This window comes from Paractinoplanes hotanensis, from assembly GCF_023717965.1.
Lineage (GTDB): Bacteria > Actinomycetota > Actinomycetes > Mycobacteriales > Micromonosporaceae > Actinoplanes > Actinoplanes polyasparticus.
Genome location: NZ_JAMQOL010000084.1, coordinates 19324 through 38987 on the forward strand (window position 1 = coordinate 19324; position 19664 = coordinate 38987).

General features: G+C 70.6%; 15 protein-coding genes and 1 riboswitch. Of the genes, 9 read left to right on the forward strand and 6 right to left on the reverse strand.

Features of this window, described 5'->3' with window-relative positions; genetic code table 11:
* Positions 1 to 2 precede the first annotated feature (2 nt).
* The 4 genes from LXN57_RS45510 (at position 3) to LXN57_RS45525 (ending at position 4841) form a co-directional block, all read left to right on the forward strand.
* Entirely contained in the window at positions 3 to 2216 is a 2214-nt protein-coding gene (locus LXN57_RS45510) for a M4 family metallopeptidase (RefSeq protein ID WP_251804546.1), read from the forward strand.
* A gap of 106 nt (positions 2217 to 2322) precedes the next feature.
* Positions 2323 to 3567, forward strand: coding sequence for a PP2C family protein-serine/threonine phosphatase (locus LXN57_RS45515; protein ID WP_251804547.1), 1245 nt, complete (start codon positions 2323 to 2325; stop codon positions 3565 to 3567).
* On the forward strand, positions 3564 to 3917 hold the full coding sequence (locus LXN57_RS45520) for an STAS domain-containing protein (RefSeq protein ID WP_251804548.1): 354 nt from the start codon (positions 3564 to 3566) through the stop codon (positions 3915 to 3917). The genes LXN57_RS45515 and LXN57_RS45520 overlap by 4 nt, the downstream gene beginning before the upstream one ends.
* A 155-nt stretch (positions 3918 to 4072) precedes the next feature.
* Positions 4073 to 4218, forward strand: a riboswitch (cyclic di-AMP (ydaO/yuaA leader).
* 2 nt (positions 4219 to 4220) lie between these two features.
* Complete coding sequence (locus LXN57_RS45525) at positions 4221 to 4841, forward strand: LysM peptidoglycan-binding domain-containing protein (RefSeq protein WP_251804549.1); 621 nt, start codon at positions 4221 to 4223, stop codon at positions 4839 to 4841.
* 138 nt (positions 4842 to 4979) lie between these two features.
* On the opposite strand, the gene LXN57_RS45530 is transcribed toward LXN57_RS45525, so the two are convergent.
* On the reverse strand, positions 4980 to 6404 hold the full coding sequence (locus tag LXN57_RS45530; protein WP_251804550.1) for a WGR domain-containing protein: 1425 nt from the start codon (positions 6402 to 6404) through the stop codon (positions 4980 to 4982).
* 137 nt (positions 6405 to 6541) lie between these two features.
* Between LXN57_RS45530 and LXN57_RS45535 the strand changes: the two genes are divergently transcribed.
* The 4 genes from LXN57_RS45535 to LXN57_RS45550 all read left to right on the forward strand — a co-directional run bounded on the left by LXN57_RS45535 (position 6542) and on the right by LXN57_RS45550 (position 12653).
* Complete coding sequence (locus tag LXN57_RS45535; protein ID WP_251804551.1) at positions 6542 to 8131, forward strand: RICIN domain-containing protein; 1590 nt, start codon at positions 6542 to 6544, stop codon at positions 8129 to 8131.
* A 103-nt stretch (positions 8132 to 8234) separates the two neighbouring features.
* Positions 8235 to 9869 carry a DUF4331 domain-containing protein gene (locus LXN57_RS45540; protein ID WP_251804552.1) on the forward strand — a complete coding sequence of 545 codons (1635 nt, stop codon included), beginning with the start codon at positions 8235 to 8237 and terminating at the stop codon, positions 9867 to 9869.
* A gap of 1 nt (position 9870) precedes the next feature.
* A complete protein-coding gene (locus tag LXN57_RS45545; RefSeq protein WP_251804553.1) occupies positions 9871 to 11169 on the forward strand; it encodes a tetratricopeptide repeat protein in 1299 nt (432 codons plus the stop codon).
* Positions 11166 to 12653 (forward strand): HoxN/HupN/NixA family nickel/cobalt transporter, encoded by a 1488-nt coding sequence (locus LXN57_RS45550; RefSeq protein WP_251804554.1) that lies wholly within the window; start codon positions 11166 to 11168, stop codon positions 12651 to 12653. The genes LXN57_RS45545 and LXN57_RS45550 overlap by 4 nt, the downstream gene beginning before the upstream one ends.
* A 60-nt stretch (positions 12654 to 12713) precedes the next feature.
* Here LXN57_RS45550 and LXN57_RS45555 read toward each other — a convergent pair whose 3' ends face one another.
* From LXN57_RS45555 to LXN57_RS45570, 4 genes are all read right to left on the reverse strand, one after another.
* Entirely contained in the window at positions 12714 to 13241 is a 528-nt protein-coding gene (locus tag LXN57_RS45555) for an ATP-binding protein (protein WP_251804555.1), read from the reverse strand.
* 11 nt (positions 13242 to 13252) lie between these two features.
* Positions 13253 to 14116, reverse strand: a complete 864-nt coding sequence (locus tag LXN57_RS45560; protein ID WP_251804556.1) for a sulfotransferase domain-containing protein — start codon at positions 14114 to 14116, stop codon at positions 13253 to 13255.
* Positions 14117 to 14362: 246 nt separating this feature from the next.
* Positions 14363 to 16777, reverse strand: coding sequence for an aminopeptidase N (gene pepN / locus LXN57_RS45565; protein ID WP_251804557.1), 2415 nt, complete (start codon positions 16775 to 16777; stop codon positions 14363 to 14365).
* 41 nt (positions 16778 to 16818) lie between these two features.
* On the reverse strand, positions 16819 to 16968 hold the full coding sequence (locus LXN57_RS45570; RefSeq protein ID WP_251804558.1) for an oxygenase MpaB family protein: 150 nt from the start codon (positions 16966 to 16968) through the stop codon (positions 16819 to 16821).
* A gap of 224 nt (positions 16969 to 17192) precedes the next feature.
* Between LXN57_RS45570 and LXN57_RS45575 the strand changes: the two genes are divergently transcribed.
* Positions 17193 to 18950 (forward strand): MDR family MFS transporter, encoded by a 1758-nt coding sequence (locus LXN57_RS45575; RefSeq protein WP_251804559.1) that lies wholly within the window; start codon positions 17193 to 17195, stop codon positions 18948 to 18950.
* A gap of 51 nt (positions 18951 to 19001) precedes the next feature.
* Here the strand turns inward: LXN57_RS45575 and LXN57_RS45580 are convergent, their stop codons facing one another.
* On the reverse strand, positions 19002 to 19514 hold the full coding sequence (locus LXN57_RS45580; RefSeq protein WP_251804560.1) for a hypothetical protein: 513 nt from the start codon (positions 19512 to 19514) through the stop codon (positions 19002 to 19004).
* Positions 19515 to 19664: the final 150 nt, after the last annotated feature.

Below are 19664 nucleotides of genomic sequence, written 5' to 3' on the forward strand. Positions count from 1 at the left end.
ACGTGAGATTTGCTGTCGCGCTGGCCGGCGCTATCGCCCTGGTCAGTGGGAGCCTGGTGGTCACCACCACGAACGCGCAAGCCGCGCCGGCCACACCCGGCTCGTCACTGCTCGACCAGGCCGGTTCGGCGATCAAGAAGTCCGGTCAGGACAGGTACACGGTCTACAGCAGCAAGAAGGGGACTGTCCGCTACACCCGCACCTACGACGGCCTGCGCGTCGCCGGCGGTGATCTGGTCATCCGCACCAAGGCCGACGGCACGTACGCGGGCTCCTCGGTCGGTCTGGTCAAGCCCCTCAGCCTGGGCACCAAGCCGTCGGTCAGCGCCGAGCGGGCGGCGGCCACGGCCAAGGGCGAGTTCGAGGGCGCCATCACCGGCGCCGGGAAACCGGAGCTCTTCGTCGACGCGACCAGCGGCATCGGCCGGCTGTCGTGGGAGACCGTGATCACCGGGTGGCAGCCGGACAAGCAGACGCCGTCGCGCTTCCACGTCATCTCCGACGCGCTGACCGGGGCCGTCGTCGGCTCGTACGACGAGATCGAGAACGTCGCCGGCACCGGCAACAGCATCTATTCCGGCGCGGTCGCGCTCGAGTCCACGGCGGCCGGGTCCTCGTACAACCTGGTCGATCCCACCCGCGGTGGCGGCCTGACCTGCGACATGAACAACCGTACGTCGGGCGCCTGCACCACCTTCACCGACGCCGACAACACCTGGGGCACCGGGGCCGCCGCCGACCGGCAGTCGGCCGCGGTCGACGCGCACTTCGGCGCCGCGGTGACCTTCGACTACTTCAAGGACGTGCACGGCCGCAACGGCATCTTCGGCGACGGGCGGGGCGTGCCGTCGCGGGTCCACTACGGCAGCAACTACGTGAACGCGTTCTGGGACGGCGCGCAGATGACCTACGGCGACGGCAGCGGCAACGCCAAGCCGCTGGTCGCGCTGGACGTGGCCGGGCACGAGATGGCGCACGGCGTCACCGAGAACGTGGTGCCGGGCGGCCTGACCTACTCCGGCGAGTCCGGCGGCCTGAACGAGGCCACCAGCGACATCTTCGGCAGCATGGTCGAGTTCCACGCGAACAGCGCGACGGACGCCGGCGACTACGACATCGGCGAGAAGATCGACATCAACGGCAACGGCTCGCCGCTGCGCTACATGTACAACCCGACGCTCGACGGGCGCTCGCACGGCTGCTGGTCGACGAGCACCCGCAGCGTCGACGTGCACTACTCGTCCGGCGTGGCCAACCACTTCTTCTTCAACCTGGCCGAGGGCAGCGGGGCCGGTCCGTACGGGACCTCGCCGGTCTGCGGCACGGCCGACCCGGTGGTGGGCATCGGCAAGGAGAAGGCCGCGAAGATCTGGTTCCGGGCGCTCGACTCGTACTTCGTCTCGAACACCGGCTACGTCAGCACCGCGACCCCGGGCAACACCGCGCGGGCCTATTCGCTGTCCGCCGCCAGCGACCTGTACGGCTTCTGCGGCGCCGAGTACAAGGCGGTCCAAGCCGCGTGGACCTCGGTGAACGTGGCCGGCGCCGACGAGGAGTGCTCGACCGGCAACGACTTCTCGGTGGCTCTCTCGGCGGCGACCGCTGCCGTCGGCCCCGGCGAATCGACCACGGTCACGGCGACCACCGCGCTGGTCAACGGCGAGGCGGAGCCGATCACCTTCGCGGCCGGCGCCACCCCGGCCGGCGTGACCGTCTCGTTCGAGCCGGCCACCGTCACGGCCGGTGAGTCCACCACGATCACAGTGAGTGCTGACGCCACCGCGGCACGGACGAGCGGAGCGATCCGGATCACCGCGACGGCCCCGTCGATCACCCGGACGCGGGACCTGACGGTCACGGTCAACAGCGGCGCGCGGTGCGCCGCCACCAGCACCACGGCCGTGCCGATCCCCGACAACACGACGGTGACCAGCACCGTCACGATCGACGGGTGCACCGCCACGCCGTCGGCGACGAGCGGGGTCGAGGTGCACATCCGGCACACCTACATCGGTGACCTGGTGGTCAGCCTGATCGCCCCCGACGGCACGGCCTACGTCCTGCACAACCGGGCCGAAGGCAGCACCGACAACATCGACCGGACGTACGCGGTCAACCTGGCCGGCGAGACTGCCGACGGCACCTGGACCCTGCGGGTGCAGGACGCCGCCACGGTCGACACCGGCGCCCTGACCGGCTGGACCCTCTCGCTGTGACGGATCGCGGTGCCCGCCGTCCGGGCGGGCACCGCTGTCCCCCGCACGCTCCGGACGACGCCCGACCGGCTCAGCCCGGTGCGCGCGCGGACATAAGCTGAGTGCCATGGATCGAGCGACCGACCTGCGCTGGTACGAGGCGCTGCAGCAGATCTTGGCGGGCGCCCACCTGTGGCGTCCGGACGAGGTCGCCCCCGCCCTCGACGTGGTGATGGCGCGGCTCAGGATCCGCACCCGCATCTGGGTGGTCAACTACGAGCAGACGGCGCTGACCCCCCTGCCGCAGCCGGGTCCGGCGCCCGAGGTCCTGCCGATCGACGGCACCCTGCCGGGCCGGGTGTTCACCCGGGTCCGCTCCGCTCCGGCCGGCGACGGGCCCGGCTACCGCTGGTGGACCCCGATGGTCGACGGCACCGACCGCCTCGGCGTGATCGAGTTCGTCGGCGGTGACGCCGCCGTGGCCCGTGAAGAGGCCTTCCCGGAGCGTTGTGAACTGGTCGCCGGCCTCGTCGGCCACCTGATGAACAGCGCGAAGCAGCGCGGCGACCACCTGGAACGGGCCCGCCGGTCCCAGCCGATGTCGACCGCCGCCGAGCTGCTGTGGGCGTCGCTGCCACCGCTGACCGCCAGCTTCGACCGGGCCGTGGTCAGCGCCGTCCTCCAGCCCTGCTACGACGTGGGCGGGGACGGATTCGACTACGCAGTCGACGACGGTGTCATGTGGCTCGCGGTGCTGGACGCGGCGGGCCGCGGGCTGGAGGCCGGCCTGACGTGCACGGTCGCGCTGGCCGCGCTCCGGGCGGCCCGGCGGGCCGGCGGGGGACTGGTCGATCAGGCGCGGGCGGTCGACACCGCGCTGACCGGGCAGTTCCGCGACAGCCGCTTCGCCACCGCCGTACTGGCCGAACTGCACCTGGACACCGGCCGGCTGCGCTACCTCAACGCCGGGCATCCGGCCCCGGTCGTGCTGCGCGGCGGGCGCGCGGTGCTCGAGCTCAAGGCCGGTCGCCGCCTGCCGCTGGGCTTGCCCGACGCGGCGGCCGAGGTGGCCGAGGAGACGTTCGAGCCGGACGACCGGCTGCTGCTCTACACCGACGGCGTGACCGAGGCGCGAACGTCCGGCGGCGAACGGTTCGGCCTGTTCCGCATGATCGACCTGGTGGAACGCAACGCCGCAGCCGCGCTGCCCGCGCCCGAGACGGTGCGCCGGCTGGCCCGGGCGGTCATCGAGCACCAGGGCCGGCCGCCTGCCGACGACGCCACGCTCGTGCTCGTCGAGTGGTCGGCGGCCGCTTCGTTGAATACTCTGCCGACGGCAACGCAGCCGGACGAGATCGAGGAACCAGCATGACCGAACAGCTGACGGTGACCGTCGGTAAGGCCGACGGCCGGGACACCGTGCTGACCGTGAGCGGTGAACTCGACCGTGACGTCACTCACGTGCTCGAGGAAGCCGGCGAGGCCGCGCTGGCCTCCGGCGTCGAACGACTGGTGCTCGACCTGCGCGGCCTGACGTTCTGCGACTCGAGCGGCCTGCGCATCCTCGTCCAGCTGCACCGGCTGGCCGAGGACCGGGGCGTCTCGCTGCGCCTGGCCGAGCTGCACCCGTCGGTCTCGACGGTGGTCGAGGTCGTCAACCTCGACCGAATGCTTGCGCTGTACCCGACGGTCGCGGCTGCGCTGCTCCGACCTGCGGGTTAAGGCCGATACGGGCCACTCGCCGGGACATTCGCGGATCTGAGAGCCTTTTCACCTTCCGCCCTTCGGGCTTGGCCGTACGGGCCCGGGCGTGGATACCGTCGGCCGGTCCGCGAACGTGGACGCCCCGGGCGGAACGCCGAATCCCTGCCGCCGCCCCGAGGGAAACGAACCCAGGCATGGAGCGGGGGAACCACACGTTCCTCGGCGCGCCGACGCGCGCCTCGGGGTGAAGCCGCCACGTGCGGCCGGGCACCTCAGCCCGAACCCGACAGCTCACCTCGCAGGCGTGGAGGTAGCTCTCTCATGGCATTTGCACAGAAGACCCGTGTCGCGCTCGGACTGGCGGCCGCGGGTGTCGCCGGCGCGGTCAGCCTGCTCGGCCCGGCCTCCCCGGCCCAGGCCGCAGTGAACTGGGACGCCATCGCCAAGTGCGAGTCCGGTGGCAACTGGAGCATCAACACCGGCAACGGCTACTACGGTGGCCTGCAGTTCAGCCGCAGCACGTGGAAGGCGTACGGCGGCACGAAGTACGCCGCGACCGCGAACAAGGCCACCAAGGCCGAGCAGATCAGAATCGCCGAGAAGGTGCTGAAGGGCCAGGGCATCGGCGCCTGGCCGACCTGCGGCAAGAAGGCCGGCGCAGCCAAGGCAGCCGCCAAGAAGTCGACCGCCGCGAAGAAGTCGGCGACCGCGAAGAAGTCGGCGACCGCGAAGAAGTCGGCGACCGCCAAGAAGGCGACGGCCGCCAAGAAGTCGACGGTCAAGGCCACGGGCAAGCACTACGTCGTCCGCTCCGGCGACACCCTGGCCAAGATCGCCGCCAAGAATCACGTCAAGGGCGGCTGGAAGACCCTTTACCAGCTGAACAAGTCGATCCTGGACAGCCCGGACATGATCTTCCCGGGTCAGCGCCTGGCGCTCTGACCGCTACCGCCCCGGCCCCGGTTGCGGGGCCGGGGCGGCTCGGAGCCGATCGAGCACGCTCGGAGCCTGCGGCGACATCGCCGTGGGTGCGGCCACGCTCGGTGCAGGCGGCGGATCTCGCCGTGGGTGCGGCCACGCTCAGAGCAGGCGGCGGATCTCGCCGTAGGTGCGGTAGAAGCCGCCGCGGGCGGCCTCGCGCACGCCGGTCACGACGTAGCGGCTGCCGCGTTCGCGGATGCCCTTGGGGAACTGGACCTGCCAATCCTGGTGGTAGCCGGACGAGACCACGCGGATGCGCAGGCGGCCGCCCTCTTCGATGCACTCGACGACCACGCCGCCGGCGATGTCGTGGACGACCTCGACCGTTGTGGACGGCACGACGGCCGGCATGCGGGGCGGGGCCTTCACGTCGACCGGCTCGGGGATCGTGCCCGCGACGGCGGCCTGGATGGCCGGCTCGCTCGCGTCGATGCAGGACAGCGATCCGTCGGTGGTGACGATGTAGAGGCGCTCGTCGTGGTATTGCATCGAGTAGGCCGAGCCGCAACCGGTGGACAGCTTCCACAGGCGGGCGCCCGAGGTGTCGAAGCAGTAGATCGAGGAGCTGCTGTCGCCGGCGAAGATGTAGCGACCGTTTTCGGCGGTGGCGCAGGAGAAGACGGGGGCGTCGCACTCGTACGTCCGGCGGTGGACACCGTTCTTGCCGAGCTGGACGACCTGGCGCCGCCCGGTGCCGGCGTAGAGCGAGTCGCCCTCCTGCCAGCCGAACAGCACATTGCTGGTTCGCGTGTTCCACAGCTCCTGCCCGGTGCGCCAGTCGTAGCTGGTGACGCCCTTGGAGTGGCCGTGGTGCACGGCCCGGGTGTCGCAGCGGACCATCCAGGCGCTGGAGCCGTGGCCCTGACGGCGCCAGAGGAACTCGTCCTCGTGGTCGATGGCGGCGATGCCGCCGCCGGAGTCGGAGACCCCGAGCACGCCGTCGTGGATGTCGAGCCAGTAGATGTCGATGTCGGCGGCGATGCGGTAGGCCAGCCGGGGCACCTTGCCGGAGAGGTCGTAGACGTTGCCGTCGTCGCAGCCCGCGTAGATCCAGTCGTCGTCGGCGACCAGGCACTTCACGCCGTCGGGCAGGCGGAACTGCTGGAGCACCTCGGCGCCGTGGCTGAGCGTGGTGATCAGGCCGCTCTCGTTGCCGACCATGCACACGTCGTCGTCGACGAAGATGCCGAAGGCCGGGCTGCCCGACTTGTAGCGCCACAGCATGGGCGCGCGGGTGGTGGCCGTGGAGCGGGTGCTGACGATCTCGCGGCGTGAGACGGCGCGGCGCTGCCGCACGCCCGGCACGGCGGGCGCGTAGCCCTTGCGTACCTTCTCGCCGATCTTCTTCGCCGCCTCGGACGCGGCCTTGTCGGGCGTGGTGTAGGAGGACTGCTTGACCTGGCCGCGGTCGCCGATGCGTCCATAGCGGACGGTCAGGTCGGCGCCGTCGACCGTCACCTCATAGAACTTGTGCGCGCTCCCGGAGTCTTCGGAGAGCTCGAGGTACGTCGTGTCAGCCGGCATCCGTGCCACCTTTCGCAGTCTTGGCGCAGAAGGTAGCGGAGGCCTACGACATTTTTGCCGGGGCCGGGTTGACACCGGTTGGGAGCGGTCCCAAACTCATGGACATCTATCTATGTGAACGCTAACAGAGGATGATCATGCCCCGACCACGATGGATCGCCGCCCTGGCCGTCTCCGTGCTGGCCACGACCGGTTCGCTCGTCGGCCTCGCCCGGGCCGAGGCGGCGACGGTCAACACGTCCGCCTGGTACGTGCTGGTCAACCGCAACAGCGGCAAGGCGATGGACGTCTACGACCTGGCCACGAACGCCGGCGCGGGCATCGCCCAGTTCACCCGAAACGACGGCAACTGGCAGCAGTGGCAGTTCGTGGACGCCGGCAGCGGCTACTACAAAATCAAGAGCCGGCACAGCGGTCTGGTGCTCGAACTACCCAATGTCAACGACGGCACCCAGCTCATTCAGAACACCGACAACGGCACCAACCGGCAGCAGTTCACGCTGCGCGACTCGGCCGGCGGATACGTGCGCCTGCTCAATCGGCACAGCGGCAAGGCTCTGGACGTCTGGGAATGGTCGACGGCCGACGGCGGCATCGTGTCGCAGTTCGCCGACGCCGACGGCGCGAATCAGCAGTGGCAGATGGTTCAGGTCGGCAGCGGAAACAGCAGCGGCTGCGGTTCGGGAACGTTCCAGTCGGAGGTGACCGTCAGCGGAAACACGTGGACGGCCCGCAACGCCTCGGGCGGCAGCGTCTACAGCGGCACCGATTTCCGCGCGGCAGTGCAGGCGGGCATCGGCAGCCTCACGTCCGGGCGCACGTCGATTCAGCGGGTTGTCGTGCGGGGCAACGGATCCATCAGCGCCGGCTCGCGCATCTCGCTCGCCTCGTACACGTCCCTGTCGGTCTGCGGCACCATCAATGTGACCGGGTCGGGCAGCGGTGACTACGCGCCCGTCTACGCCCGCGGTGTCAGCAACATCGAGGTGCCGTACCTGAACGTGAGTGGCGCGCCCCTTTACGGAATCTTCCTGCGCAACGTCAGCAACGTGTGGCTGGGCCAGATCGACATGCGGCTCGGCGGCGGCCTCGGGGTGCGCATCGACAATCGCGGCAACACCGCCGAATGGACCAGAAACGTCAGGATCGACAGCGTGTACGTCTCGGGAGCGTCGTCGCACGCGGTCGAGACGTACGGCGTCGACGGCATCACCATCGGCACGGTGACCGCCCGCAACGTCGGCGAATCGGGTCTGCTGCTCAACCAGACCGTCAACGCCACGGTCGGCACGGTCGACGCCGAGAACGCCGGTTCCGGTACGGGCTACGCCGCCTTCCGGATGGCCAACCGCAACGGCCGGATCGGCAGCGCGTACCCGAACAACATCCGCGTCGGAACGGTGAAGGCCCGGGGCGGCGGACGCGGCATCTTCTGCGTCTCGGAGAGCGGCGGCGCCACCATCGACCGCGTAGACATCGCCAACACCGGCAACAACTCCGTGCTCGTCGAGAACTGCTACAACGTCGTGATCGCCGGTGTCTCGGGCACGATCAGCGGCGGGGGAGAGGTCCGCATCGCGGCACGCAGCGAGTTCCCGCCCTCGTCCGGTATCCGCTTCCAGAATCTGTCGGTCGCGAACACGAACGTCACCTGGACTCCCTGCCAGGGCAGCAACAACACCATCAGCAACGTGACCCGCACCAATTCGACCCTCACGTGGTGTTGAGGGCCCTGTCGGCCATGCGTAGGCGGTGAATGTGCCAACCCTGAGCGCAGACCCAGCCGTACGCTGAGCCGGTGCGAAGTCCTCCCGACAAAGGGGAGGACCAATGATCCGCAAACCTGTAGCGGCGGCCGGCGCCGCGGTGATCGCCGTGGCGCTGGCCGGGCTCGGACCCGCGACCTCGGTGGCTTCGAGCCACCGGGAAGCGCCGCTCATCGCCAGTGATCCGGCCGCCGACAACACGGACGTGTACGCGTTCGTCAGCCCGGAGCGGCCGGGCTACGTCACGATGATCGCGAACTGGACCCCGTTCGAGGAGCCGGACGGCGGCCCGAACTTCTATCCGTTCGCCACCGACGCGGCGTACCGCATCAATGTGGACAGTGACGGCGACGCCAAGCCCGACGCCGTCTTCCGGTGGACGTTCAAGAACGTCGACAAGCGTGGCAACAGCACGTTCCTCTACAACAACGGCCCGGTCACCTCGCTGGACGACGACAATCTGCTGTTCCGGCAGACCTACACGCTCGAGTCGTCGTTCGACGGCAAGCCGTTCAGGACGCGGGTCAGCGACGCCCCGGTGGCGCCGTCCCGGATCGGCGCGGCCTCGATGCCCGACTACCAGAAGCTGCGCGACCAGTCGACGATCCAGCTCGACGGCGGCTGGAAGCTGTTCGCCGGGCAGGCCGACGACCCGTTCTTCGTCGACCTGCGGGTCTTCGACCTGCTGTACGGCGGGGATCTGAGCGAGACCGGGCAGGACACCCTGGCCGGCTACAACGTGAACAGCATCGCGATCCAGGTGCCGTTCAAGGACGTGGCGCTGGGTGGGGACGCCAAGCGCAATCCGAACATCGGCATCTGGAGCACGACCGAGCGCAGCCGCTCCCGCGTCTCGGACGGACCCAGGCGGGGCGACCGGGTGCAGGTCTCGCGGCTCGGCAACCCACTGGTCAACGAGGTCGTGGTGCCGGCCGGGCTGAAGGACGCCTTCAACTCGATCTCGCCCGACCAGGACGCGGACATTCCGGCCGTGGTCAAGCGGGTCACCGACCCGGAGTTGCCGAAACTGATCGAGAAGATCTACAACGTGAAGGCGCCGGCCACGCCCCGCAACGACCTCGTCGAGATCTTCCTGACCGGCATCACGACCAAGGCCGGCGGACCGATCAAGGCCGACCTGAACTCGCAGCTCAACAACAAGGACGTCGACCCGGCCCGGTTCCGGCCGTCGGAGATGCTGCGGCTCAACCTGACGGTGCCGGTGGCCAAGGACCCCGATCGGCTCGGCGTGCTCGCGGGTGACCTCCAGGGCTTCCCGAACGGGCGGCGGCTGACCGACGACGTGCTCGACATCTCGGTGCAGGCGGTCGAGGGCGCGGCCCAGACCGGCAAGCTGGTCGACGCGCTGGCGGCGGGGGACAAGGTGGACGCCAACGACAACGCCTTCGGCGAGACCTTCCCGTACGTGGCTCTGCCCAACCAGGGAGCCGTCAACTCGGGCCGGAACAAGGCCGCGGCACCGGCCGGCGCCACCCAGGAACCGGTGGCAGCCGGACGGACCGGATCACCGGATCTGGAGCCGGCGTCGGCCAGCAGCATGCTGCCCAACGGCTCCGCGGTCATCTTCGGCGTCGGCGGCGTGGGGGCGCTGCTCACCGTGCTCACCGTCTGGTGGCTGATGAAACGGCGCCGCCCATCCCCGACGACCTCCAGCAACGATCCCACGATCCGGTTCTGAGATGAACCGTCCGACAAGGGCCGCCCTGACCGTCACGGTCGCCGCGCTCGCCCTGTTCACTGTCGGCGCCGTGTTCGGGCTGCGCGAGCAGGCGCAGCCCGGGCCGCGGGCCCTGACGGTGACCCCGGCCGACCAGCGGGCCCGCACCATCGAGCGCGCCCAGCAACGCCTGCGCGCACTGCCCGGCGACTACCGCACCTGGGCCGAGCTGGGCCTGGCGTACGTCGAACAGGCCCGCGTCAGCGCCGACCCCAGCCGCTACCCGCTCGCCGAGACCGCCCTGCGCCGCTCGCTCGCCGTCCGGGACAACCCGAACGCGCTCACCGGCCTCGGCGCCCTGGCCAACGCCCGCCACGACTTCGGCGCCGCCCGCACCTTCGCGCTGCGGGCGCTGCGGTCCAACGCCTTCGACGTGTACGCCTACGGTGTGCTCGCCGACGCCGAGACCCAGCTCGGCAACGCCGAGGCGGCGACCACCGCCGTGCAGCGAATGCTCGATCTGCGGCCCGGCCTGGCCGCGTACGCCCGCGGCTCCTACGACCTGGAGCAGCGCGGCCGCCTGACCGAGGCGGAAGACCTGATGCGCCGCGCCCTCGACGCCGCGACCGACCCCGCCGACCGCGCCTTCTGCCGCCACCAACTGGGCGACCTGGCCTGGTTCCGCGGCGACCTGACCCGGGCCACGGCCGAGTACGCGGCCGGACTCGCCGCCGACCCGGCCTATCAGCCGCTGCTGCGCGGCCGAGCCCGCATCTCGGCGGCAACAGGCCAGGTGGACGCCGCTGTCACCGACGCCGCCACGGTCGCCGCGCGCACCCCCACACCCGACACCCTTCTCGAGTACGCCGAATACCTGCGCCTCGCGGGCCGCCACACCGACGCCGACCGCCAACTGCACCTGGCCGGCGCCGCCCACGAGATCTTCGTAGCCAACGGCGGCCGGGACGACCTGACCGCCGCCCTGCTGGCCCTGGCCCGCGGCGACAGGGCAGAAGCCGTGACCGCGGCCCAGACCGAGTGGAGACGCCGCCCGTTCGCCGAGGTGGCCGACGTGCTCGCCCGCTCCCTGCACGCAGCCGGCCGCGACGACGAAGCCCTGCCGTACGCCCGCAAGGCCGTTGCCCTCAGCCCGCACAACGCCGGCTACACGTTCCACGAGGCCCAGATCGCGCTGGCCCGGGGCGACCGCGCCGCCGCCCGCGCGTTGCTGACGAAGACCCGTGACCTCAACCCCTACTTCTCACCCACCGACGGCCCCACCGCCGCCCGCGCCCTGGCCGACCTGGAGGTCCAGCCGTGAGACGCCTGATCATCGTGGCCGCGCTCGCGGTCGCCGGCTTCGCGGCGTTGCCCGCGGGACCGGCCGCCGCCCACCCGCTCGGCAACTTCTCGGTCAACCGGTCGGCCACGCTGACCGTCCACCCCGACCGCGTCAACGCCTTAGCGGTGGCCGATCTGGCGGAGTTGCCCACCATCCAGGACGCGCCGGCGTCCTGCGACGAGGCCGCGGCCGCGCTCAGCGTGACGGTCGGCGGCGAGGGCCTGCGCTGGGCGATCCGCGACACGTCCCTGACGTACGCCGCCGGGGCCGGCGGCCTGAAGACCAGCCGCCTCGAGTGCCGGCTGTCCGCACCGGCCGAGGTGACCGACCAGACGCGCGTCGACGTCGCCTACAGTTACCGCGACGACCGCATCGGCTGGCGCGAGCTGGTGGCCACCGGTTCCGGCGTACGGCTGGAAGACTCCCCGCTCCCGGCGAGGAGCCCGACGAACGAGTTGCGTTCCTACCCGTCCGATCCGCTGGCATCTCCCGCCGACGTGCGATCCGCGTCCTTCACGGCGGCCCCCGCCCCCGGCGCCGCCCCCGCGGCTCAGACGGCCGGCACGTCGATCGACCGCCCGTCCGGCCTGCTGGCCGGCTTCGAACAGAAGCTCGACAACCTGGTCGGCGGCACCCGGCTGACTCCGCTGGTCGGCCTGCTGGCCGTGCTGCTGTCGCTGCTGCTCGGCGCAGCCCACGCCGCCCTGCCTGGCCACGGCAAGACAGTGATGGCCGCCTACCTGGCCGGCAGCCAGGGCCGCCCCCGCGACGCCGTCCTGGTCGGCGCCACCGTGACCTTCACCCACACGGCCGGCGTGATCGCCCTGGGCCTGTTCCTGACCGCCGTCTCGGGCGTGGCCGGCGAGACGGCGCTCGGCTGGCTCGGCCTGACCAGCGGCCTGTTGGTAGCCACCGTCGGCATCGGAGCCCTGGTCTCATCTCTCCGCCGCCGAACCCCGACCGGCTCCGCCCCACTCCACCACACCCACGACGCCAATCCCACCCACGATCACGCGCACGCTGTGCCACCCGCTCACGATCACGCGCACGCCGAGCCGCCCGTCCGCGCTCACGGCCCCGGCGGCGATCCCGATCAAGCTCACGACTATGGACACGGCCATGACCACGGTCACGGGCACCATCACGGGCCGGGGAAGTGGGGGCTGGCGGGGTTGGGTGTCGCCGGTGGGCTTGTGCCCAGTCCGTCGGCGCTGGTTGTTCTGCTGGGTGCGGCGGCCCTCGGCCGGACGGTGTTCGGGGTTCTGCTCGTGTTCGCCTACGGTCTAGGCATGGCTGCCACGTTGACCGCGGCCGGTCTGCTGCTCGTCCGGCTCCGGCACCGCATCGATCGGCGCCGGCGTTTCGCGGCGCGCCGGCGGGCCGTTGCGCCCTCGGCTACCGCGGCGCTCATCATCATCGTGGGTGTGGGCCTCGCCGGTCGCGCTCTGGCCTCGGTTTCCTGAGCCTGCACCTCGGCGACGAGCCTGTCTGAACGTCGCGTGGGACGCCTTGGACGGCGTCGTCTACGGGACGTCGAGCATCTGCATGATCGCGGAGGCTATCTGGTCCGACTGGAGATCTTCGGAGTTGAAGATACGGGTGGCGGGGATCGCCGGCAGCAGCTTGCGGAAGCGGCGGTGCGCGGCGTGGTGGAAGTCCGGGTCGCGCGACAGGACACGCCCCGGGTCGGACTGCGCGCGGGGGAGCGTCACCGAAACCGGGGCGTCGATGACGATCCACAGCACGGGCGTGCCGTCGGGGAGCGCTTCTGTCAGCGCTGCCTGTTCCTCGGACGAGTAGATCGGCCCGACCACGACGATGTCATCGACGGCTGAGCGCATCCATCGGCCGATCAGCGCGCCGTGCGCCTCGTGGGCGGCGAACCACAGGCCCGTCGCGGCCGCGCCCGGGGCTCCTACCATCGCTGCCACGTCGTCTACATCGGCTACGACTACGGTTCGGCCGCGCCCGGTGAGGACTCGGGCCAGCTCGTCGGCAACGGTGTTCTTGCCGGCCGCGATCGGGCCGGTGAGGACGACGAGTCGGGGCACGCCGAGCGTCGTTACTTGTCTTGGTAGGTCGGGTAGCCCGCGCGTTCGACCAGGTTGCCGGTGGCCTTGGTGAACGCCTCGTAGATGTCGTCGTCGAAGTGGTTCTGCCAGTCGCCGGCCTGGCCCTTGCGGTAGTGCGAGACCGTGGCGGTGCCCTGGCGGCTGTTCATCTTGGCGAAGCTGTATTTGTCGAGCGTCTGCGCCAGCTCGGCCGGCGGCAGGTGGATGCCACAGTGTTTCAGCAGCTCTGCCATCTCTTCGGCCTGATTCTCGCCGGTCAGGTCCTCGTAGCGGACCAGGCGCACCTCGGGCGTCGGCGGCGCGTCGATCCACGAGCGCAGCACGTTGAACCGGCCCTTCTTGGCCAGGTCGTCGATGAGCCAGAGCATGCCCTCCTTGCGCGGCTTGTCGAGCAGCACCCGGCGCTGTTCGAGCACGTCGCCCATGGGGCCGTGGGAGTTGCGGGTCGAGAAGTAGCTGGAGACCAGCATGTCGCGCGGGTCGCGCATCACGAAGAAGGCGCGATATTTCTCCGGTTTCGACATTTTGTCGAAGCGGGCACGCGGGATGAACATGGACAGGCCGATGCGGCCGCGCGGGACGACGTGGGGGTGCTTCCAGCCGTAGAAGCGCGGGTCGTACGTCAGCAGGCCGCTGTGACGGTAGACGACCGGGTCGCTGAAGATCGCCTTGATCCACTGACTGGCGGTCTTGCGGATCGCGCAGTGGTAGACGTTCTGGATCTCGCTGTGCGTGGTGACGGGCACGGTGAGCCGCAGCCGGGCGTTGTAGGCCTCGAGCATGGTGCGGCGCGCCAGCACCCGCACCTGCTCCGGCGCGTTCTGCTTGGCATACATGACGGCACTGTTGAACATCGTCCGAGCCCGTGTCCTTTTCGTACGAAATCGCGGGAGACGCCTATCGAAAAAAGCGCGCAAAATATGACCTTGCGCGCTCATGTGTGCCCGGACTTTACAACAAATTCGATCAAGTTGGTGAGATTGGGGCCTGAGAGTCTGCTGTGTAAACGAGGCGATCAGCCCCGCGGATGCGGAACACGTGCGAAGGCCCGCGCGAGCAGCACGCACGCGCGGGCCTGAGGCGGGAGCAGCAGGCGGGCGTCAGGCCCGGGCCCGCAGCATGCGTCGCAACTCGTCGCCGTACTCGAGCACGGTCTGCCGCACCACCGGCGCCGCCTCGGCCGCGACCTTCTCGGCGCGCGACGGGAAGTCTTCGGTGGTGCCGAAGCGGGGCAGCAGCCGGCCGGAGAACACCATGGCCGGGATCATCCCGCCGCGCTCGAAGCCCGGCAGCAGGCTCAGGTACTTCTCGCCGTACGGGGCCAGGATCTCGTCCTGTCCGGGCCGCCAGAACGCCCGGGCCACCGCGCCCATCGACCCCACACCCACGGACCGGTCGACGGCGAGCATCTGCCAGACCGCGGCCTTCTCGCCGGCGTCCGGACGGGCCGCGCGCACCGCCAGGGCGCGGAACGTCACATCCGGGTCGGGGTCGCGTTCCAGCAGCTCACGCACGTCGGCGTCGGTCTCGCCGCCCAGTTCGGACGCGCGCGTCAGGCAGCGCCAGGCCAGGTCGTTGTCGCCGTCGGCGGCCTGACGCAGCCGGGCCACCGCGTCCAGATCGGCCGCCGTCCGGGCCATGCCCCGCAGCGCGACCTGGCGCCGGCTGGGCTGCTCGGCGAGCCGGGCGCACGTCTCGAAGACGAGGGCCATCAGCTCGGGGCGGCTGTCGTTCCCCGCCCACAGTTCGGCCGCGTCGCCGGCCAGGCGCAGGTACGGCTCGATCACCGTGTCCGACGTCTCGACGGCCAGCACCGAGGTCACGCAGCGCACCGCCTCGGCCGGGGTCGCCTCGCCGTTGGTCAGCATGTCCCACACGGTGGCGACCGCGACGCCCCGCGACACCGGCGTCGGCAGCAGACCGGCGTCGTTGATCAGGGTTTCGCGGTGGGCGGCCGACGGCCGGGTGGTGGCGAACGTCAGGTCGTCGTCGTTGACCAGGTAGAGGTCGGCTCCCGCGGGCAGCGCCACCGGCGTCTCGGGCCCCCGCACCTCGACCAGTTCCAGAGCCGTGCGGGTCAGACCCGAAGACCCCTTCGCGTACGCCCCGATCCCGAGCACCTGTGGCCGGGGCGGCCCGGCCGGGCCCGTTCCGCGCAGCACCCCGTCGGCCAGCACCAGACGGTCGACCCCGGCGGTCTCGAGCCAGCCGGCCCGCCACGCGTTCAGGTCGCGGCCGGACGTCTCGGCCAGGGCGTCGATGAGGTCCTGCAGGATGGTGCTGCCCCACGCGTACCGGGCGAAGTAGATCTTCATGCCGGCGACGAAGTTCTCCTCACCGACGTACGTCATCAGCTGGTGCAGAACGGCGGCGCCCTTGGGATAGGTGATCGCGTCGAAGATGGACGCGGCCTCGGCGACGTCGGGCACCGGCTGGCGGATCGGGTGCGACACCGGCCCCTGGTCGGCCAGGTACGCGATGAGCTTGTCGGCGGCGAGCAACCCGACCCAGGCGTCGGTGTAGCGGGTGGCCCGCACGGCCGCCCAGTAGCAGGCGAACTCGGCGAACGCCTCGTTCAGCCACAGGTCGTCCCACCAGCGCATCGTCACCAGGTTGCCGAACCACATGTGCGACATCTCGTGCAGCAGGACGACGGCGAACGTCTCCCGCTCGGCCGGGGTCGGGGTGGAGCGCTGCAGGTACGAGTCCTCCCAGGTGACGCAGCCCCAGTTCTCCATCGCGCCGCCGAAGTCGGGCATGAACACCTGGTCGTACTTGCGCTGCGGGAACGGCAGGCCGAAGACGTCGCCGAAGAACGCCAGCCCCTGCTCGGTGACCGTGAACAGCTCGTCGGCGTCGCGGTCGAGCATCGGCGCCAGCGACTGGCGGCAGAACAGGCCGAGGTCGTAGCCGCCGGCCTCGCGCCGCACCTCGTGCAGCGGGCCCGCGTTGACCACGGTGTTGTACGTGGCCAGCGCCGGCGTGTCGGGGAAGGTCCACCGGCGTACGCCGCCCCGGTCCTCGATCGTGGGGTCGCCGGTGTTACTGGTCACCAGCCAGGCGGCGGGCGCGGTGACGGTGAAGGCGTGCGGCACCTTGAAGTCGGGCTGGTCGAAGCAGGCGAACAGGTGGCGGGCCTCGTCGGGGGCGAACGTCGTCCAGACGTACACCTCGCCGTCGGACGGGTCGACCGACTTGTGCACGCCCGGGCCGTCGGTGGTGTCGGCCTGCACCGACTCGACGCGCAGCGTGTTGCACTCGGCGAGCTGCGGCAGGGCGATGCGCCCGTCGACGGGGGCGTCCAGCGGTTCGCCGTTGAGCGTCGCGGAGATCACCGGAGCCACGCAGTCGGCGAACGTCGACATTCCCGGCTGGCGGCACGTGAACGTCACGGTCGACACGCAGACCACGGTGGAGCCGGTCGGCAGGTCGGTGAAGTCGATCGAGATGTCGTAGCGCTCGACGGCGATCAGCGCGGCCCGTTGCTCGGCCTCGACCTGGGTCAGACTGCTCATGCCGACGATCGTAGGACTTCGCCTCCCGAATCGCGCCCGGGTTATTCCGGACGTACCGTGCCGGCGGACCCGAACAGCACCGCGTACGAGTAGAGAAATGTCGACCGCAGCCGAGCCAGCGGGCGGGCAGCGAAATCGCTGTGCTCGTACACGCCGCGGGCCACGAGCGGACGCGCGATCTGCAGCAGCATGGCCCGCGGTCACCGTCGACTTCGCCCGGCTGCTGCGCCGCGACACCCTGGTCAGCCATCCGCCGCAGAACGTCAGCTCCGGGCTGAAGGTGCTGGCCTGGGCGGAAGAGGCCCTCAACCTCGTCGGCCGGACACTGCCCCTGTAGCAGGCCGTGACGACCGTCGCACGTGACGGCCGTCCCGCTTTCCGGATCCGGGCGTGCGCGATGGGTAGTGGCGGGGTCATGAGCGCAGTCACCGCACCCACCGCCCCGCCCGGGCTCACCCACCGTCAGGTGCTCCAGGTCCTCGGTGGCCTGATGCTCGGCCTGTTCCTGGCTTCCCTCGACCAGACCATCGTCGCCTCCGCCATCCGTACCATCGGCGACGACCTGCACGGCCTCAGCGCGCAGGCCTGGGTCACCACCGCCTACCTGATCACGGCGACGATCTCGACGCCGCTGTACGGCAAGCTCTCCGACATCTACGGCCGCAAGAAGTTCTTCCTGGCCGCGATCGCGATCTTCGTGGTCGGCTCGGCGGCGAGCTCGTTCGCGACGTCGATGTACCAGCTGGCCGGCTTCCGCGCCTTCCAGGGGCTGGGCGCGGGCGGTCTGTTCTCGCTGGCGCTGGCCATCATCGGCGACATCGTGCCGCCCCGCGAGCGCGCCCGCTACCAGGGCTACTTCCTCGCCGTCTTCGGCACGTCGAGCGTGATCGGCCCGGTGATCGGCGGCTTCTTCGCCGGCGCCCCGAGCATCCTGGGCATCACCGGCTGGCGCTGGGTGTTCCTGGTCAACGTGCCGATCGGCATCCTCGCCCTGGTCGTGGTGGCCAAGGTGCTGCGCGTCGACCAGGCGCGCCGGGAGCACCGCATCGACTGGTGGGGCGCGATCTGGCTCTGTGTCGGCCTGGTGCCGCTGCTCACGGTGGCCGAGCAGGGCCGCGAGTGGGGCTGGGGCTCGCCGCGGGCCGTGGTCGCGTTCGCGATCGGCGCCCTGGGCATCGGCCTGTTCGTGTGGGCCGAGAAGCGGATGGGCGAGGACGCGCTGATTCCGCTGCGGTTCTTCAACAACCGCACCTTCAGCCTGACCGCCGTCGGCGGCTTCATCGTCGGCCTCGGCATGTTCGGCGGGCTCGCCCTGCTGCCGCTGTACCTGCAGATCGTACGAGGCGCCACCCCCACCGAATCGGGCCTGCAACTGCTGCCGCTCACCGCGGGCCTGATGGTCGGCTCGATCGTCGCCGGCCAGCTCATCAGCCGCACCGGCCGCTACAAGATCTTCCCCGTCCTGGGCGCCGCGCTGGCCGCGATCGGCCTCTACCTGATCCACCTGGTCGGTGTGGCCACCCCGTTCTGGCAGACCGGCATCTCCATGGCCGTACTCGGCCTCGGCCTGGGTCTGATCCTGCAACCGATCACGCTGGCCGTGCAGAACGCGATGTCACCGCGGGAGATCGGAGTCGCCACCTCCTCGGCCACCTTCTTCCGCCAGATGGGCGCGACCGCAGGCACGGCGCTGTTCCTGTCCCTGCTGTTCTCCACGGTAGGCGGCAACATCGCCACCCAGTTCCGGACGGCCGGGCCCGCCTTCCAACAGGCCGTGTCCAACCCGGCCGTAGCGGCCGACCCCGCCAACCGCCCGGTCATCGAAGCCCTGCAAGGCAGCGGCTCGGCCTCCCTCAACGACACGTCGTTCCTCGACCACGTGAACCCGGTGCTCGCCTACCCGTTCAAGGCCGGCTTCTCCGACTCGATGGACATGATCTTCCTGATCGCCGCCGGCGTGATGGCCTTGGGCCTGCTGGTCTTCCTGTTCCTGCCCGAGCTTCCCTTGCGTACGAAGGCCGGGGTCAACGCCCTGGAGGAGGAAGCCGCCGAGCAGGCACAGACCGAGCCGGTCGCCGTCAGCCCCGAGCCAAGCTCGCCGCGAGCGACGGTCGAGGCGCCGGACGCCGGTGATTCCGCTCCGAGGGCCGACACCGCGGGGCCTTCCCGTTAGGTGTCCTCCGCCCGATTGATGCGCTCGGTCAGGATGATCGACATCAATGCGTCAGGAGCAGCGGGCGGTCACCGGGGAGAGCCAGCCGGTCAGGGTGGCGCCGAGGGTCTTCTCGACGTCCTTCGAGGTCTTGATGGCGCCGAAGAACTTGGCGTCGGTGGACTTGGCGTGCATCTGGGTGGCGGCCTTCTTGCCGGCTGACTTCAGGTCGGGGTCGGCGCTGGCGGCGGTCGCCTCCTGGACTGCGGTGGCGAACGAGGCCAGGGACTGCTGGGCGGTGGCGATCGTGGTGCGGTCGGACACGAATGCGGTCAGGGCCTCGGCGAGGGGGGCCATGTTCTTCTGGTACGCCTGGCCCAGGGCCTCGCAGGTGCTGCGGATCGCGGCGGGGGCGGTGGGGGCGGGGGCTGGAGCGCCCGAGGTTCCGGTGGCGGTGCTTGGGGACTGGACGGTTCCGCAGGCCGCGGCGGCTGAGAGAACACCGAGCACCGCGATGGACCGGAGGACGCGGGCCAGCGGTGCACGGCGGGGCGTGTGTCGGGAGTGGGGGTGGGCGGAGTTCATGGTGGGGGCCTCCGGGGACGAGGTGGGGGGGGGGGGGGGGGGGCCCGCGCCCCCCCCCCCCCCCCCCCCCCCCCGCGTCTCGGCCGGCTTGGGTGCCTCGGCCGGGAGCTTCTGGAGGATGGTGCTCCAGATACCCGCGGAGAATTTAGT

Bases quoted from the DNA above. Each gene is read 5' to 3' on its own strand.
- LXN57_RS45515 (WP_251804547.1), top strand. From the start codon at position 2,323: ATGGATCGAGCGACCGACCTGCGCTGGTACGAGGCGCTGCAGCAGATC.
- LXN57_RS45520 (WP_251804548.1), top strand. From the start codon at position 3,564: ATGACCGAACAGCTGACGGTGACCGTCGGTAAGGCCGACGGCCGGGAC.
- LXN57_RS45525 (WP_251804549.1), top strand. From the start codon at position 4,221: ATGGCATTTGCACAGAAGACCCGTGTCGCGCTCGGACTGGCGGCCGCG.
- LXN57_RS45530 (WP_251804550.1), bottom strand. From the start codon at position 6,404: ATGCCGGCTGACACGACGTACCTCGAGCTCTCCGAAGACTCCGGGAGC.
- LXN57_RS45535 (WP_251804551.1), top strand. From the start codon at position 6,542: ATGCCCCGACCACGATGGATCGCCGCCCTGGCCGTCTCCGTGCTGGCC.
- LXN57_RS45540 (WP_251804552.1), top strand. From the start codon at position 8,235: ATGATCCGCAAACCTGTAGCGGCGGCCGGCGCCGCGGTGATCGCCGTG.
- LXN57_RS45545 (WP_251804553.1), top strand. From the start codon at position 9,871: ATGAACCGTCCGACAAGGGCCGCCCTGACCGTCACGGTCGCCGCGCTC.
- LXN57_RS45560 (WP_251804556.1), bottom strand. From the start codon at position 14,116: ATGTTCAACAGTGCCGTCATGTATGCCAAGCAGAACGCGCCGGAGCAG.
- pepN (WP_251804557.1), bottom strand. From the start codon at position 16,777: ATGAGCAGTCTGACCCAGGTCGAGGCCGAGCAACGGGCCGCGCTGATC.
- LXN57_RS45570 (WP_251804558.1), bottom strand. From the start codon at position 16,968: ATGCTGCTGCAGATCGCGCGTCCGCTCGTGGCCCGCGGCGTGTACGAG.
- LXN57_RS45575 (WP_251804559.1), top strand. From the start codon at position 17,193: ATGAGCGCAGTCACCGCACCCACCGCCCCGCCCGGGCTCACCCACCGT.
- LXN57_RS45580 (WP_251804560.1), bottom strand. From the start codon at position 19,514: ATGAACTCCGCCCACCCCCACTCCCGACACACGCCCCGCCGTGCACCG.